Here is a 14,933-nt window from a genome sequence, read left to right on the forward strand (position 1 = left end):
CCGCGAGGCCGTGCCGCGCAGCCGCGTCCTCCCCGGCCGCCGTTCTCCGCCTGTACGTCGGCGTGGTCCGGACACCGGTGTGTCCGGACCCTTTCGATACACCGGTGTATTCGATACATTCGCGTATCGAACGGCGGAGAGGCGGTGCGGGCATGCCGGTGGGGCAGGCGGCCGGGCGCGTGACCAGGCGGCGCGCGCGGACCCGCGCGAACCTGCTGGACGCGGCGTTCGCCGTGTTCGCCGCCAAGGGGTTCGGCCGGGTCTCGATCGAGGAGGTCTGCGAAGCCGCCGGCTACAGCCGGGGCGCCTTCTACTCGAACTTCGACAGCCTCGACGAGCTGTTCTTCGCTCTCTACCGCGAACGGGCCGAGCTGATCGCTGACCAGGTGTCCGGCGCCCTCGCCCTCGACGGGCCGGACCTCGACGTTCCGGCCGCCGTGCGCCGGGTCACCGAGGTGTTGCTGCTGGACCGGGACTGGCTCCTGGTCAAGACGGACTTCCTGGTGCACGCCGCCCGCGACCCGGACGTGGCACGGACGCTGCTGGAGCACCGGGCGCGCCTGCGCCGGGCGATCGCCGACCGCCTCGCGCGGGCGCACGCGCACACCCCGCTGCCCGCCGTGTTCGGCGACGCGGAGGCCGCCGCGCACGCCGTGGTCGCCGCCTACGACGGCGTCACCACGCAACTGCTGCTCGACCGGGACGCCGAGCACGCGCGGGGCTGGCTGGGCCGGCTGCTCACCGCGCTGCTCGTCGACGGGAGCACCGCCCCCGGCACCACAGGCAACACCCACTGAGAAGACGGACGAGGAAGGGACGGGCGCCATGGACGCCGACGTCATCGTGGTCGGAGCGGGCCTCGCGGGCCTGGTCGCGGCGCACGAGCTGACCAGCCGGGGCCGCCGGGTCGCGCTGGTCGACCAGGAGAACGCGGCCAACCTCGGCGGACAGGCCTTCTGGTCCTTCGGCGGCCTCTTCCTCGTCGACTCCCCGGAGCAGCGGCGCCTCGGCGTCAAGGACTCCTTCGACCTGGCCTGGAGCGACTGGCAGGGCAGCGCCGGCTTCGACCGGACCGAGGACGAGGACTCCTGGGCGGTGCGCTGGGCACGGGCGTACGTCGAGTGGGCGGCGGGGGAGAAGCGGTCCTGGCTGGCCGGGCACGGCATCTCCTTCCTGCCCACCGTCGGCTGGGCCGAACGCGGTGACCTCACGGCCGGCGGGCACGGCAACTCGGTGCCCCGCTTCCACATCGCCTGGGGCACCGGCACCGGAGTCGTCGAGCCGTTCGTGCGGTACGCGCAGCAGGCCGCGCGCGACGGCCTGCTGACCTTCCACCACCGTCACCGCGTCGACCACCTGGTCGTCGAGGGCGGCACCGCGCGCGGCGTGCGCGGCACGGTCCTCGCCGCGGACTCCTCGCCCCGGGGGGTCGCCTCCAACCGCGACGCGGCCGGCGAGTTCGAACTGACCGCCCAGGCCGTGGTCGTCACCTCCGGCGGCATCGGCGCCAACCACGACATCGTGCGCCGCCACTGGCCCGCACGCCTCGGCACGCCGCCCGCCGAGATGGTCACCGGCGTCCCCGCCTACGTCGACGGGCGGATGCTGGACATCAGCGCCGAGGCGGGGGCCCGCCTGGTCAACCGCGACCGGATGTGGCACTACACCGAGGGCCTGCGCAACTGGGACCCGATCTGGCCCGGCCACGGCATCCGCATCCTGCCCGGGCCGTCGTCGATGTGGTTCGACGCCCTCGGGCGCCGCCTGCCCGCGCCGTACCTGCCCGGCTACGACACCCTCGGCACGCTGCGGCACCTGCGCACCGCCGACGACCTGGCGGGCCACGACCACTCCTGGTTTATCCTCACCCGGAAGATCGTCGAGAAGGAGTTCGCCCTCTCGGGCTCCGAGCAGAACCCCGACATCACCGCCAAGGACCGCGCGGGATTCCTGCGCGAGCGCGTCCTCGGCAAGGGCGCCCCGGGCCCGGTGGACGCCTTCCTGCGCCAGGGCGCCGACTTCGTGACCGCGACGGACCTGGAGCAACTCGTCGACCGGATGAACGCGCTCACCGACAAGCCCCTCCTGGAGGCCGCCCCGATCCGGCGTCAGATCGAGGCCCGTGACCTCCAGATGGCCCACCCGTACGCCAAGGACGCCCAGGTCCAGGGCATCCGCAACGCCCGCCGCTACATCGGCGACCGCCTCGGCCGGGTCGCGGCCCCGCACCGCATCCTCGACCCGGAGGCGGGCCCGCTGATCGGCGTCAAGCTGCACGTCCTGACGCGCAAGACCCTCGGCGGCATCCAGACCGACCTGGACTCGCGTGCCCTGGGCGCCGACGGCACACCGGTCGAGGGCCTGTACGCGGCCGGCGAGGTGGCCGGCTTCGGCGGCGGCGGGGTGCACGGCTACAACGCGCTGGAGGGCACCTTCCTCGGCGGCTGCCTGTTCTCCGGACGGGCGGCGGGCCGGGCCGCGGCACGGCAGACCGCCTGAGCCCACCGGCCGCCCCGGGAAGGCACGGTGCGGGAACCCCGGGAGGCGGAGGTGCCTCCCGGGTCCCGGGGTGCGCCGCGACGTACCGGCCGCCCAGGGCCCGCGCTCATCCCGAGCGCCGGCGTGCCGCCGCGCGGCGCTTGAGCGCACGGCGCTCCGTCTCGCTGGTCCCGCCCCAGACACCGAGGGACTGTCCCGTGTCGAGCGCCCACTGCAGACACTGCTCCTGGACGGGGCAGTGCCTGCAGACCGCCTTCGCCTGCTCGGTCTGCATCAGGGCCGGGCCGGTGGTGCCGATCGGGAAGAACAGGTCGGGGTCCTCCGTGCGGCACGCGGCGTGCTCGCGCCAGTTGTCCATCAGTAGTCACCTGCGTTCGAATCGTGTCGTGCCCTCGTGAATGCCTTACTCCGCTTCGGGTGACCTGTCGACCGCGGAGTGAAACCGGCGGTATCGCGCCGGTCTCGCCGTGCACTCAGTCGCGCAGCGCCTCGGCCGCCGCCCTCACCACCGCGTCGGCCACCGCCGCCAGGGCGGGGGAGTCGAGCTTCCACTGCTGCCAGTACAGCGGGACGTCGACGGCCGACTCCGGTGCGAAGTCGACGAGCCGGCCGGTGCGCAGCAGGGGCTCCGCCTGGGGCTGCGGCACCATGCCCCAGCCGAGCCCGGCGGCGACCGCCTGCACGAAACCCTCCGAGGTCGGCACGTAGTGCCGCGCCGGCCCGGCGCCGTCATGCCCGAGCCGTCGCACGAAGGCGTCCTGGAAGTCGTCCCGCCGGTCGAACACCACCACGGGAGCCGTGGCGAGCGCGTCCCCCAGCGGCCCGTCCAGCTGCCGGGCGGCGAAGTCCGGGGCGGCGCAGGGCCGGTAGCGCATCCGGCCCAGGAACCGGACGGTGCAGCCCGGCACCGGATCGGGGGAGGAGGTCACCGCGGCCATCACCACCCCCTCGCGCAGCAGGGCCGCCGTGTGGTCCTCGTCCTCGCGGCGCAGCTCGAAGCAGAGCCGGGACTCCGGCGGAATACGCGTGAGGGCGCCGAGGAACCAGGTCGCGAGCGAGTCGGCGTTGACGGCCACCGAGACCCGGGTCGGCTCCCCGGCACCGGTCAGCCCCAGCTCCGCGCGGGCGTCCCGCTCCATCCGGGCCATCTGCCGGGCCAGCCGCACCAGCACCGCCCCGGACTCCGTGGGCCGCACCGGCTTGGTGCGCAGCAGCAGCACACGCCCGGTGCGCTGCTCCAGCGCCTTCACCCGCTGGCTGACCGCGGACGGGGTGATGTGCAGCGCGGCGGCCGCCGCGTCGAACGTGCCCTCGTCCACCACGGCCAGCAGGGTGCGCACCTGGTCCAGTGGCAGGTCCGCCGGCACCGTCGTCGCCCCGGTAGTCACCGTTCCGCCCCTTTCATAAGCTCCGCTGATGTTACGTAAGAATCTTTAGCTGTACGTCCGGTGATCGTCCCGCTTAGCGTCGGGGGCATGCCCAACGCACTCACCGCCGCGGCCGCCGGCTTCGGCACCGGCCTCTCGCTCATCGTCGCCATCGGTGCCCAGAACGCCTTCGTCCTGCGCCAGGGGATCCGCCGCGACGCGGTCCTCGCCGTGGTCGGCATCTGCGCGCTGTCCGACGCCGTCCTCATCGCCCTCGGCGTCGGCGGAGTCGGCGCGGTGGTGGTGGCCTGGCCGGAGGCGCTGACCGCCATCGCCTGGATCGGGGGCGCCTTTCTGCTCTGCTACGGCGCCCTGGCCGCCCGGCGCGTGTTCCGCCCGGCCGGTGCGCTGCGGGCGGAGGGCGACGGGGCCGGCACGCGACGGCGCGCGGTGCTCACCTGCCTCGCGCTGACCTGGCTCAACCCGCACGTCTACCTCGACACCGTGTTCCTGCTGGGCTCCGTCGCCGCCGACCGCGGACCGCTGCGCTGGACCTTCGGCCTGGGAGCCGCCCTCGCCAGCCTCTGCTGGTTCGCCGCGCTCGGCTTCGGCGCCCGCCACCTCGGCCGCTTCCTGGCCCGGCCCGTGGCCTGGCGCGTCCTGGACGGCCTGGTCGCCGCCACCATGATCGTGCTCGGTCTCACCCTCCTCGCCGGCGCGTGACCGAGGCCGGCGCCGGGACCGGCCACGCGGTTCGAACGCAGCCGAACGGAGCTGCGATAGTGAGGCCCGAAATCGAAAGATGTATCAAGCATGTAGGAAGCGCGTGGACACGAGCGAGAGCAGCACCGAATCCCCGGACGAGGTCCCGGCCGGGGACCGGCGGCGCGGCCGGCGCCGCTGGGCCATGGACACCCGCCCCCTGCGCCGTCCGGCCTACCGCAGGCTGTGGTCCTCGACCGTCGTCACCGCCGTCGGCAGCCAGCTCACGGCCGTCGCGGTGCCCAAGCAGATCTACGACATCACCGGGTCCTCCGCCTGGGTCGGCGCCGCCGGCCTGGCCGGCCTCGTGCCGTTGATCGTGTTCGCGCTGTGGGGCGGCGCGGTCGCCGACGCCGTCGACCGCCGCAAGCTGCTGCTGATCACCAACACCGGTATCGCCGTCACCTCGCTGCTGTTCTGGGTGCAGGCCGTCACCGGCCTGGAGTCGGTGGCCGTCCTGATGCTCCTGCTCGCGCTGCAACAGGCCTTCTGGGGCCTCAACGCCCCGGCCCGGAACGCCTCCATCGCCCGCCTGGTGCCCGAGGACGAGCTCGCCGCGGCCAACGCGCTCGGTTCGACCGTCATGCAGACCGGCCAGGTGGCCGGGCCGCTGCTCGCCGGCGCCCTCATCCCGGTCGTCGGCCTGCCCGAGCTGTATCTCATCGACGCGCTGGCCCTGTGCGTCACGGTGTGGGCGGTCCACCGGCTGCCCGCCCTGCCGCCGCTCGCGGCCACGGCGGTCCGGCGCGCGGGCGTCCGCGAGATCGTGGCCGGCTTCCGCTACATCGCCGGGCACAAGGTGCTGCTGCTCTCCTTCCTGGCCGACATCGTCGCGATGGTCCTCGGCATGCCCCGGGCCCTGTTCCCGCAGCTCGCCGCCGAGACGTACGCCCCCTGGGGCGAAGGGCTCGCCCTCGGCCTGCTGTTCGCGGCCGTCCCCATCGGCGCGGTGGCGGGCGGGCTGTTCTCCGGCACCTTCTCCCGGGCGCGCCGGCACGGCTGGATGGTGATCGGCGCGGTCGTCGTCTGGGGGGCGGCCATCACCGGCTTCGGCCTGAGCGGCAGCCTGTGGCTGGCGGTGGCCTTCCTCGCCGTCGCCGGAGTCGCCGACATGGTCTCCATGGTGTTCCGCGGGGCCATCCTGCTGTCCGCCGCGACCGACGAGATGCGCGGGCGCATGCAGGGCGTCTTCACGGTGGTCGTCGCCGGCGGCCCCCGCCTCGCCGACGTCCTGCACGGCGGCGCGGGTTCCGCCTTCGGTGCGCGGGAGGCCGTCGCGGGCGGCGGGCTGCTGGTCGTCGTGGTGATGCTGGCCCTCGCCGCCGCCGTACCCGCGCTGCGCCGCTACCGCGTCTGACGCCGTGTCACAGCACGCGCCCCCGCATCGCGGCGTGCTCCACGAGGCGGACCCGGGTGGCCTCCAGCCGGTGCGCGAGGATCTCGGCCACCGTCCGCACCAGCACGATCCCGAGCTGCGGGTCCCTCTCGCACAGCGCGAGCACCGACGCCGCCTCGAACTCGTAGGCGCGTACCGGGCTGAAGGCCTCGGCGCCGAAGTCCCACTCGTACGGCGGGAAGAGCCAGGACCAGCCGAGCAGGTCGCCCACGCCCAGGCTGGCGACCGTGACCCGTTGCAGGGGCGTCACCTGCTGGATCAGGGAGACCGCGCCGGACCGGATGACCCAGAAGCGGTCGGCCCGGTCTCCCGCCTCGAAGATGCGGACGTCCTCCGGGAAGGAGACCTCGCGGGCGAGCTCCATGAGACGGGCGCGCTGGGGCGGGGGGAGGGCGGTGAGCAGTTTGATCGCTTTGGTCATGACCTGGGGCTCCTCGCCGGCGATTCGGTTCCGGTGCTATCCCTCTGCACCATTTTCAGCCGCTGTCGCCGCTCCGAGCACCTCGGCGGCCGGCGAATCCTGTACGAATTCCGTGCCGGTCCGGGGGATGCGGTACCGGGACATGAAAAAGCCCTGGCTGGACGGGGGAAGCCAGCCAGGGCCGTAAGCGGTGACACACGGAGGACATGTCCGTCGACTCCGTCGCCACGTATGGATGAACGCTAAACCATCTCTGCGCGTTCCGGGAACCTGTAACCGGGTCACGTGACCTGTTTCACTGCCCCGTCACCCGCCGTGACGAGGGCACCCTTCCTCCGCGACGACCCTGACCGTCTCCAGCGACGGGTCGCTCGGGTCCGGGAGGAACATCCCCGCCTCCAGGCCGCTGCGCAGGTACCGCAGTACGGGCTCGGTCAGCCGCTCGCCCGGCAGCACCGCCGGGATGCCGGGCGGATACGGCGTGATCATCTCCGCGGCGATCCGCCCGGCGGCCCGCTCGAGCGGCACGGCCTCGGCCGGCCCGAAGAACGCGTCCCGCGGCAGCATCGTCTGCGGCATCCGCAGCTCCGACGGCGACGGCACCTCGACCCGCGGCGCGGCGTCCAGGTCCGGTGCAGCCCGGGCGAGGTCCTTGAGCGCGGCGAGCAACTCGCCGGCCGTCTCCCGGTCGTCGCCGTGGGAGATCTGCGTGCCGATCCGGCGGTGGTCGGTGAGGTGTGCGACGACGCCGCGGTGCTCGCGGAGCCAGTCCGCCGCCTGGTAGCCGGACACGCCGAGCTCGTCGAGGTCGATGACGACGGGCAGCGGATCGAAGCCGTGGGCCAGCCCCGGGCCGCAGAAGTCGTCCCGGCCGTTCACGTGCATCCCGTCGATCTCCTCGACGGCCGCCCGGACCTCGGCCACCAGGTCCAGGGCACCGCCCATGATCTCCTTCCCGCGCAGCGCCATCTGACGGCGCCAGCCGTCCAGCCCGGCGAAGATCAGCGCGGACGGGCTGGTCGTGCCCAGCAGGTCCGCCCGCATGCCGAGCAGCTCCGGCGGGACCAGGTCGCCGCGCAGGTGGAACACGGAGCCCTGCTCCAGGCCGCTGCCCATCTTGTGGATGCTGGTCACGCAGATGTCGGCACCGGCGTCCATCGCCCACGACGGCAGGTCGGGGTGGAAGGGCAGGTGCGCCCCCCACGCCTCGTCGACGATCAGCGGCGCCGAACGGCGGTGGCACACCTCGGCGACGGCCCGCAGATCGGCACTCGCTCCGTACGGCGTCGGGCTGGTGATCAGCGCCCCCTTGGCGTCGGGATGCGCGGCGAACGCCCGCTCGAAGTCCTCGGCGGACGGGGGATGGGCGAGATGCCGCTCGGCGTCCCAGCGGGGATCCACCCAGACCGGCTCGATGCCGGACAGGATCAGACCCGCCACGACGGACTTGTGGGCGTCCCGGCCGATCAGCAGCTTCTCGTGCGGGCCCGCCACGGCGAGCATCGCCGCCTTCACCGACAGGCTGCTCCCGCAGGTCGAGAAGAAGGTGTGGTCGGCGTGCACCGCGTCGGCCATCAGCTCCTGGGCGCGCTGCAGCACGCGGCCCCGGGTCAGCCGGTCGTCGAGGCCGCCGGTCGCCAGGACGTCGCCGTGGAAGACGGCGTCGCCCAGCACCTCACGCACCTCCGGATCGGCGCCGCGCGCCTGCTTGTGACCGGGCGGCGTGAACGACAACCGTCCCTCGCGGCGGTAGTCGGAGAGGGCTTCCAGGACGGGTGCGCGGGTGTGGTCGGCTGTCATGCCGACCCGGTTTCCCGCCCCGCGCCCTCGTCAATCCGACCGGCGGCCCGGCCCCGCGCCCGGTCCGTCAGCCGGACTCCGCGTGCCGGCCCGGGGTCAGCACCTCGTCGAGCACCCGCAGGACCGCCTCGTACGCCATCGTCCGGACGGCTGCCTCGCGCGAGCCCTCCGGGTCGGTCGACCGCAGCTCTTCCCTTCGCGCCCGCCACGTCCGTTCCTGTTCCTTCGCGCAGGCCCTCGCGCGGTGCATGCGGCGCAGCAGTTCGTCCGAGTCCACAACATCCGTCATGCACTCCGCGTACCCCCGCACGCCGCCCGGATGGCCGTTGGGCCGTAAGGAGGGCCGAAGGTTTGGGGGTGCGGTCAGAGGTCAGCCGGAAAGTACGAGGCCCGCGGCGGGCGTACCGGGTGGGGTCCGGCCGTCCGCCCCTCTCGACGACAGGGAGCCGACGGATGCATGACAGGCACACCACCCCCTTCGCCCTCGAGCGGTCCGGCACCGACGGGCACCGGCCGGCACCGCCGTGCAGACCCGCCGAGGCACGAAGCGCCGTGGAGCGCGCGGTCACCGAACGCTGCCGGACCCGCCACCTGCCGTGCGACGCGGGAGCCCTGTCCGACGCCGTGCTCGTCGCCTCGGAACTGACCACCAACGCGATCCTGCACGGAGGCGGCATCACCGACTTCCAGGTCGACGTGGTCGGTCCCGGCGTCCTGCTGTCGGTCAGCGACCGCAGCGCCGACCTGCCGGTCGCCGTGGCACCGACCGACCCGCAGGGCCGACGGCGCGTCGGCGGACGCGGCTGGCCCATCGTCTGCCGGCTGGCGCGCGACGTGCGCGTGGCAGACCTTCCGTCCGGAGGCAAGTGCATCAGCGTCGTCGTTCCGCTGTCCTGAGTACATTTCGAAAAGCGGAGTTTGTTCCACCGGGGCGGGGGCAGTCGCAAGTTCGTGCTTCGGACCGGAGGCGCAGCAGCGGGAGCGGTATGACTGCTCCGGCCCCTCCGGGTGAGACCCGGACCGTGCCGCTTCCGCGGAAAGTTCCCCTGAGACCACCGTTCAGGAGCGAATCCGCATGCTCATTGAAACGCCCACCATTCGTCCCGGTAACCCCGAGCCCGCGCACGACTCCGCCGGTCCGGCCGCCGCCAACCGCCGTCGGCACGACGACGCGCCGGACACCGCCGCGCTCTTCGCCCGGCTGTCGGTCCTGGAGGACGGGCCCGAACGGGACGCCGTCCGCGACGAACTCGTCACGGCCTGGCTGCCCATGGCCCATCGGATCGCCGGCCGCTTCCGGGACCGCGGCGAGTCCATCGAGGACCTGCGCCAGGTCGCGGCGCTGGGGCTGGTGAAGGCCATCGACCGCTTCGACCCGGAGCGCGGCGCCTTCGAGAGCTACGCCGTGCCCACCATCACCGGCGAGGTCAAGCGGCACTTCCGCGACCGGATGTGGGCGCTGCGCGTGCCCCGCCGGGTCCAGGAACTGCGGAACAAGGTGCGGGTGGCCCGGCGCGAGCTCACCCAGAGCCCGGGCAGCCCCGAACCGTCGGTCGCGGCACTGGCCGCCCACACGGGACTCACGGAGGACGAGGTCAGCGCAGGTATGGAGGCGCTGGAGAGCTTCAGCACCCTGTCGCTGGACGCCGAGCTGTCGGCCGGCGACGACGGCTACAGCCTCGCGGACACCCTGGGCGCGGCCGACGCCTCGTACGACACCGTGATCGACCGCGAGTCCGCCAAGGAGGGCCTGCGCAGGCTGCCCGAGCGGGAGCGGGCCATCCTCTACATGCGCTTCTTCGAGGACATGACCCAGAGCCGGATAGCCGACCGCCTGGGCATCTCGCAGATGCACGTCTCCCGGCTGATCAGCCGCAGCTGCGCCCGCGTGCGGGACGAGGCGCTGGGACAGCGCACGGTCCATCGGCGCACGACCATGTGAGGACGGCTCCGGCGGGACGCACCCGGGGAACGGATCGACACCCCGCCCCGCCCTGTCGCGCCGTCGCCCGCGGCCGTCGAGGAGTGCGGTGCGACAGCCGGGGAAGGCGAGGTGGATGCCCCGTATGCCGGGCGACGGCATACGGGGCAGACGCTTGTCCAAGGCACGAGGGCGGAGGGACGCATGACGGCGGCCGATCACGGGGTGGCGACCGAACGGGGGGACCCCGGGGAGGAACTGGAGCGGCTGCGGGCACAGATCCGGGACCTGAGGGCCAGGGCCCGGGTCCACCCACTGATCTCCCAGACACAGGGCATGCTGCGGGAGCGGTACGCGCTGCCCGACGCGGAGACGGCGTTCGCGCTGATGCAGCGCGCCTCCCAGCGCTACAACATCAAGGTACGCACCCTGGCCGAGGCCCTCGTGACCACGCCGGGACCGGACCGGCCGGACGAGGTGTGGTTCCCGCGCCGCGTCCGCCTGCCGCAGCCCCCGCTGTCCTTCACCGACGCCCACCACCAGGGGGCCGGCAACCGCGGCGGCGTCCTCGGGGCCGTACTGAGCCAGACGCTCGCCGTGGTCGGCACCGACATGGGCAACGTCCAGCTGGCCGACCGTGCCCGGGGCGGACTGAGCATCGAGAAGCACACCGGCCTCACCGCGGACTTCGTCGACTTCTTCGGGCACGTCGGCCCCGAGGGCACCTCCTGCGCCCGGGCCGCCCGGGACGTCACCCAGGTCACCGTGCGCGACGTGGAGTCGGACCCCGTCTTCACCGAACCCGCCCGGCAGGCCATCCTCGCGGCGGGCAGCCGCTCCTGCCACAGCGTGCCGCTCACCACCGGCTCGGGAGGGTGCGTCGGCATGGTCTCCGCCCACCTCGGCCACACCCTGCGAGAGCTCACCGCGGCCCAGCGCGGGGCACTGGACGTACTGGGCCGCGAGGCGGGCCGCTGGGTCGCCTGGCACGACCGCACGGTGGTCCTGGACGCCCTGGAGCACCTCCACGTCCTCGGCCGGGCCGCGCGGGGCAGCCGGCTGCGCCGGAGCTGAGCGGGCGTCCCGCCACCGGCCGCGCGAAGTCCCCGGTGTGCGGGGGAGCAGGCGGGGCAAGCGGAGTCCCGGAGGGGAGGCTCGTATGAGTGTTCTGACACGCACCGGCCGCGGCAGGGCCCGACAGGCGGCCAACGGATCGGCCGCCGAGGGGGCCGCCCGGGCGGGACTGACCGCCCGCGGAGTCATCTACCTGCTGGTCGGGCTGCTGGCCCTGCGGATCGCCTTCGGCGACGGGCAGCGCCAGGCGGACCGCGGCGGGGCCCTGGCCGAACTGTCGGACAAGCCGTTCGGCGCCGTCCTGCTGTGGGCGCTGGGCGCCGGACTCGTCGGCATGGCGCTGTGGCGGCTGTCCGAGGCGCTCTTCGGTGTGACCGGCAAGGACGGCCACACCGCGAAGAAGCGCCTGCCGGCCGCCGCCCGCTGCGTCTTCTACTCGTTCGTCGCCTACTCCGTGCTCGCCTTCGCGGCCGGTTCCCGCGGCAGCGGCGGCGGAGCCGGTGACCGGCAGTCCCGGGACGTCACGGCCAAGGTGCTGGAGATGCCGGCCGGACGGTGGGCCGTGGGCGTGGCCGGGGCCGCGATCGTCGTCGCCGGGGTGGTGATCGCCGTCCAAGCCGTGCGCCGCAGCTACCACAAGAAGCTGAAGCTGGGTGAGCTGAGCCGGCGGGTACGGCGGCTGATCGACGTCACCGGCGTCGGCGGCGGGACGGCCCGGGGGATCGTCTTCGCGGCGGCGGGTGCCTTCGCCGTGCAGGCCGCGGTCGACTACGAACCCGACAAGGCCAAGGGCATGGACGACACCCTGCGCTCCTTCGCCGGCACCCCGCTCGGACCGTGGCTGCTGGTCCTCGTCGCCGCGGGTCTGGTGCTGTTCGGCGTGTTCTCGTTCGCCCTGGCACGCTGGCGCAGGGTGTGAGGGTCTGAGCCGCGCGGCACGGGGAACACGGGGCGAATGAACGAACACGAGATTCCTCCGCCGGACGGACGTCCCGTGGACGTCTACCTGGACCTGCTGCGCTTCCGCATGGAGACCGACGACTACCAGCTGCTGCTCAGCGTGGTGAAACCGGTCCTCCAGGCGATCGACGAGCACCAGATGCCCACCATCGACTTCTCCCTGGACGGCGACAACGCCGAGGCGCTGCCCCAGGAGATCCGGGACGAGGCCGCCCTGGTCATCGCCACCGCCGTCACCGGCCGGCTCGACAACGAGGTCGTCGAGATCAGCACCGACGAGACCGGCCCCGTCCGCGTCGTCACGGACGCGGCCACCGCCTCCGACCCCGAACGGCTCGGCGAGATCGCCGACTACCTCAAGGAACGCCACCGGCAGAACGAGGAGCTGCGCGGCATCGCCGAGGTGAGCGGCATGCCGAGCGACTTCTGACCCGTCACCGCTTCGGCGTCGCGACGGGCACGCCCAACGGCCGGGCGAGGCCGACCACGGCCTCGTCCAGCCGCTCCAGGTGCCGCAGCACGCGCCCGGTGATACGGCCGTACCGGGGCGCCCCGGCGGCGTCGAACTCCAGCAGCGACGCGATGCTGGGTCCGGTCTCCACCTCGGTGCCGGCGTGTTCGTCCTCGACCCGGGCGGCGATCGCCTCGATGTTGCGCACCGTGCGCCGTACCGCCCCGCGCAGCCGCGGGTCGGCCGCGATCGACGGGTGGGTCGGCAGCAGCTCGGCCGTCGCCGCCAGGGACCGCGCGTGGTAGGCGCACGTCTCCAGCAGCGCCAGCACGTACTGGGCCGTGTTCCGGCGGGCCCGCAGCGGCGTGATCGGGTGGGTGAGCGGCTGGACGGCGCCGCGCAGATCGCCCAGCGCCTGGTCCAGGTCGCGCGCCGTGTCCAGCAGATCCGCGGCCGGCCCGCCGCTGAGCTGGTCGACGGCGCCCTCGGTGACGTCGACCAGCCGTTCCAGCACCGTGCCGAGCAGCTCGTTCGTACGCCGGTCCGTGCGGATCGGCAGTACCAGCGCCGCCGCGATGATCCCGCAGGCCGCGCCGAGCGCCGTCTCCTCCACCCGCAGCAGCAGCACCGACATGCTGTACGTGTGCAGCAGGGTGTACAGCAGCCCGAGCATCGCGGTCACGAAGAACGACATCAGCGTGTAGGACAGCGGCGCGGTGTAGAACATCGCGAAGACGAGCAGCAGCACCAGCCCGAACGCGGTCCAGGTGTGGTTCCCGACGACCCCGGCCAGCACGATGCCGGCCACCACCCCCAGCATGGTCCCCAGCAGCCGGCGGTAGCCCTTGACCAGGATCTCGCCGGTGGAGGCGGTGTTCAGGAAGACGATCCAGCAGGTGAGCACGGCCCAGTACCAGCGCTGGGAGGAGAGGAACTCCCCGCCGACGATGGCCAGCGACGACCCCACGGCCACCTGGACGGCCGCGCGGGTGGTGGGCCTGCGCAACCCGCCCGGCTCCTCCTCCGGCACCGCCTCCTCGCCGGCGTCGATGGCGGCGTCCTCGGCGTCCAGCTCCTCGCGCGAGCGGGTCGTGGCGGGGCTGTCGTCCGACTCGTCCTGCGGCCCGTCCAGGGCGGTCCTGAGGCCCATGACCGCGCGGGCGGTCTCCCCGATGCCCCGGAAGACGTCCTGCACGGCGGGCGTCGCCTCCGGCAGGTTCTCCTCGTCGCGGTAGCCGAGCAGCCGGTTGCGCAGGTGGGCCAGCGCCGTGCCGCGGGCCTCGGCGGGGGGCCGCAGCACCAGCGCGCGCAGCGCCATCAGGTCACGGCGTACGACCGGCGTCGCCTCGCCGGGCGCGGGCGTGCTCCCCACCGCCGGGGCCGGCGCGCCCGGCAGATGCAGGGTGAGGGTGTCCGCCCGCTCGGCGCTGCGCGCGCCCAGCAGCAGCAGGCCGAGACGCTCGGCGGCGATCTCGGCGTCCGCGATGCGGCGCTGCACCAGACGCGCCGTGGACGCGTCGGGGGTGCCCTCCTCCAGCCGGGACTGGATCATCAGGGCCGTCTCGTGCAGACGCGCGGTGCCGTCCCGCAGGTGCTCCAATGTCTTGTCGATCTCGTCGGGCCCGGCGTCCAGCAGTTCGATCTGCGCCGAGATCAGCTGTGCCAGCCGGGCCCGGAAGGCCTGGCGCAACCGCCCCAGAACGCGCGCGGGCGTCGCCGGCACGATCGCGAAACGCACCAGGGCACTGCACGCGAACGCCACGGCCATCGCGGCCCACAGGCCCGGCAGGCCCGACACCTTGGCGCCCACGAACAGGGACACGAAGTACACCTGGAAACCGATCAGGCCCAGGGCGGTACCGCGGTCGCCGAACCGGCGGCCGTACACGGCGCAGAAGATCAGGACGACGAAGAAGACGTCACCGACGACGACCCGTGGGGTGAGCAGCGCGCTCACCGACACGGCCGCCAGCGCCACCGGCAGGCCCAGCGCCAGGGTGACGGCCTGCGCGCCGGGCTGCTTCTCGCGGATGGCGAAGGTGGCGACCATCGCCGACATGGCGCCCGCCACCAGATGCTTGACGTCCATCCCGGACAACGCCAGCACGGCCAGCGTCAGAGCGATGGCGCCCACCGTCCGCAGCCCGGCCGTCAGCCGCAGCAGTCCGGGATCGGACGCGGCGACGCCGTCCCGCAGCCGTGCCCGCACCGAGCGTCCCGCTGACTTCACGCCGCCGTACACTCTCCCGTTTCACACCGCTTCACGCCTAGATCCACTTCTC

15 protein-coding genes are annotated in these 14,933 nt (G+C 73.5%); 9 read left to right on the forward strand and 6 right to left on the reverse strand.

What is annotated here, in order from left to right; genetic code table 11:
• Positions 1–152: 152 nt before the first annotated feature.
• Together ACFWJB_RS32400 and ACFWJB_RS32405 are read left to right on the forward strand one after the other, a co-directional pair.
• The gene (locus ACFWJB_RS32400) at positions 153–797 is read left to right on the forward strand and encodes a TetR/AcrR family transcriptional regulator (RefSeq protein ID WP_385458425.1); all 645 of its coding nucleotides are present in this window, start codon (positions 153–155) and stop codon (positions 795–797) included.
• A gap of 28 nt (positions 798–825) precedes the next feature.
• Positions 826–2,499 carry an FAD-binding dehydrogenase gene (locus ACFWJB_RS32405; RefSeq protein WP_385458426.1) on the forward strand — a complete coding sequence of 558 codons (1,674 nt, stop codon included), beginning with the start codon at positions 826–828 and terminating at the stop codon, positions 2,497–2,499.
• A gap of 106 nt (positions 2,500–2,605) precedes the next feature.
• On the opposite strand, the gene ACFWJB_RS32410 is transcribed toward ACFWJB_RS32405, so the two are convergent.
• The gene (locus ACFWJB_RS32410; protein WP_385458427.1) at positions 2,606–2,857 is read right to left on the reverse strand and encodes a WhiB family transcriptional regulator; all 252 of its coding nucleotides are present in this window, start codon (positions 2,855–2,857) and stop codon (positions 2,606–2,608) included.
• A gap of 115 nt (positions 2,858–2,972) precedes the next feature.
• Positions 2,973–3,866, reverse strand: coding sequence for a LysR family transcriptional regulator ArgP (locus tag ACFWJB_RS32415; protein ID WP_385458517.1), 894 nt, complete (start codon positions 3,864–3,866; stop codon positions 2,973–2,975).
• Between the two features lie 108 nt (positions 3,867–3,974).
• Between ACFWJB_RS32415 and ACFWJB_RS32420 the strand changes: the two genes are divergently transcribed.
• Together ACFWJB_RS32420 and ACFWJB_RS32425 are read left to right on the forward strand one after the other, a co-directional pair.
• Entirely contained in the window at positions 3,975–4,589 is a 615-nt protein-coding gene (locus tag ACFWJB_RS32420; RefSeq protein WP_385458428.1) for a LysE/ArgO family amino acid transporter, read from the forward strand.
• 103 nt (positions 4,590–4,692) lie between these two features.
• Positions 4,693–5,985 carry an MFS transporter gene (locus tag ACFWJB_RS32425; protein WP_386926700.1) on the forward strand — a complete coding sequence of 431 codons (1,293 nt, stop codon included), beginning with the start codon at positions 4,693–4,695 and terminating at the stop codon, positions 5,983–5,985.
• Positions 5,986–5,992: 7 nt separating this feature from the next.
• Here the strand turns inward: ACFWJB_RS32425 and ACFWJB_RS32430 are convergent, their stop codons facing one another.
• From ACFWJB_RS32430 to ACFWJB_RS32440, 3 genes are all read right to left on the reverse strand, one after another.
• A complete protein-coding gene (locus ACFWJB_RS32430) occupies positions 5,993–6,445 on the reverse strand; it encodes a cyclic nucleotide-binding domain-containing protein (RefSeq protein ID WP_386926702.1) in 453 nt (150 codons plus the stop codon).
• Positions 6,446–6,751: 306 nt separating this feature from the next.
• Complete coding sequence (locus tag ACFWJB_RS32435) at positions 6,752–8,245, reverse strand: aminotransferase class I/II-fold pyridoxal phosphate-dependent enzyme (protein ID WP_386926704.1); 1,494 nt, start codon at positions 8,243–8,245, stop codon at positions 6,752–6,754.
• 67 nt (positions 8,246–8,312) lie between these two features.
• Complete coding sequence (locus tag ACFWJB_RS32440) at positions 8,313–8,534, reverse strand: hypothetical protein (RefSeq protein ID WP_385458432.1); 222 nt, start codon at positions 8,532–8,534, stop codon at positions 8,313–8,315.
• Positions 8,535–8,698: 164 nt separating this feature from the next.
• On the opposite strand from ACFWJB_RS32440, the gene ACFWJB_RS32445 reads away from it, so the two are divergent.
• The 5 genes from ACFWJB_RS32445 (at position 8,699) to ACFWJB_RS32465 (ending at position 12,630) form a co-directional block, all read left to right on the forward strand.
• Positions 8,699–9,142, forward strand: coding sequence for an ATP-binding protein (locus ACFWJB_RS32445; protein ID WP_386926706.1), 444 nt, complete (start codon positions 8,699–8,701; stop codon positions 9,140–9,142).
• A gap of 178 nt (positions 9,143–9,320) precedes the next feature.
• On the forward strand, positions 9,321–10,187 hold the full coding sequence (locus ACFWJB_RS32450; RefSeq protein WP_385458434.1) for a SigB/SigF/SigG family RNA polymerase sigma factor: 867 nt from the start codon (positions 9,321–9,323) through the stop codon (positions 10,185–10,187).
• A gap of 183 nt (positions 10,188–10,370) precedes the next feature.
• Positions 10,371–11,240, forward strand: coding sequence for an ANTAR domain-containing protein (locus tag ACFWJB_RS32455; RefSeq protein ID WP_385458435.1), 870 nt, complete (start codon positions 10,371–10,373; stop codon positions 11,238–11,240).
• An 85-nt stretch (positions 11,241–11,325) separates the two neighbouring features.
• Positions 11,326–12,159, forward strand: a complete 834-nt coding sequence (locus tag ACFWJB_RS32460) for a DUF1206 domain-containing protein (protein ID WP_385458436.1) — start codon at positions 11,326–11,328, stop codon at positions 12,157–12,159.
• A 36-nt stretch (positions 12,160–12,195) separates the two neighbouring features.
• Positions 12,196–12,630: a hypothetical protein gene (locus tag ACFWJB_RS32465; protein ID WP_386926709.1), complete on the forward strand. Its 435-nt coding sequence runs from the start codon at positions 12,196–12,198 to the stop codon at positions 12,628–12,630.
• A 4-nt stretch (positions 12,631–12,634) separates the two neighbouring features.
• On the opposite strand, the gene ACFWJB_RS32470 is transcribed toward ACFWJB_RS32465, so the two are convergent.
• Complete coding sequence (locus tag ACFWJB_RS32470) at positions 12,635–14,881, reverse strand: FUSC family protein (protein WP_386926711.1); 2,247 nt, start codon at positions 14,879–14,881, stop codon at positions 12,635–12,637.
• Positions 14,882–14,933 lie beyond the last annotated feature (52 nt).

This window comes from Streptomyces sp. NPDC127100, assembly GCF_042724095.1.
GTDB lineage: Bacteria > Actinomycetota > Actinomycetes > Streptomycetales > Streptomycetaceae > Streptomyces.

Bases quoted from the DNA above. Each gene is read 5' to 3' on its own strand.
- ACFWJB_RS32400 (WP_385458425.1), top strand. From the start codon at position 153: ATGCCGGTGGGGCAGGCGGCCGGGCGCGTGACCAGGCGGCGCGCGCGG.
- ACFWJB_RS32405 (WP_385458426.1), top strand. From the start codon at position 826: ATGGACGCCGACGTCATCGTGGTCGGAGCGGGCCTCGCGGGCCTGGTC.
- ACFWJB_RS32410 (WP_385458427.1), bottom strand. From the start codon at position 2,857: ATGGACAACTGGCGCGAGCACGCCGCGTGCCGCACGGAGGACCCCGAC.
- ACFWJB_RS32420 (WP_385458428.1), top strand. From the start codon at position 3,975: ATGCCCAACGCACTCACCGCCGCGGCCGCCGGCTTCGGCACCGGCCTC.
- ACFWJB_RS32430 (WP_386926702.1), bottom strand. From the start codon at position 6,445: ATGACCAAAGCGATCAAACTGCTCACCGCCCTCCCCCCGCCCCAGCGC.
- ACFWJB_RS32435 (WP_386926704.1), bottom strand. From the start codon at position 8,245: ATGACAGCCGACCACACCCGCGCACCCGTCCTGGAAGCCCTCTCCGAC.
- ACFWJB_RS32440 (WP_385458432.1), bottom strand. From the start codon at position 8,534: ATGACGGATGTTGTGGACTCGGACGAACTGCTGCGCCGCATGCACCGC.
- ACFWJB_RS32445 (WP_386926706.1), top strand. From the start codon at position 8,699: ATGCATGACAGGCACACCACCCCCTTCGCCCTCGAGCGGTCCGGCACC.
- ACFWJB_RS32450 (WP_385458434.1), top strand. From the start codon at position 9,321: ATGCTCATTGAAACGCCCACCATTCGTCCCGGTAACCCCGAGCCCGCG.
- ACFWJB_RS32455 (WP_385458435.1), top strand. From the start codon at position 10,371: ATGACGGCGGCCGATCACGGGGTGGCGACCGAACGGGGGGACCCCGGG.
- ACFWJB_RS32460 (WP_385458436.1), top strand. From the start codon at position 11,326: ATGAGTGTTCTGACACGCACCGGCCGCGGCAGGGCCCGACAGGCGGCC.
- ACFWJB_RS32465 (WP_386926709.1), top strand. From the start codon at position 12,196: ATGAACGAACACGAGATTCCTCCGCCGGACGGACGTCCCGTGGACGTC.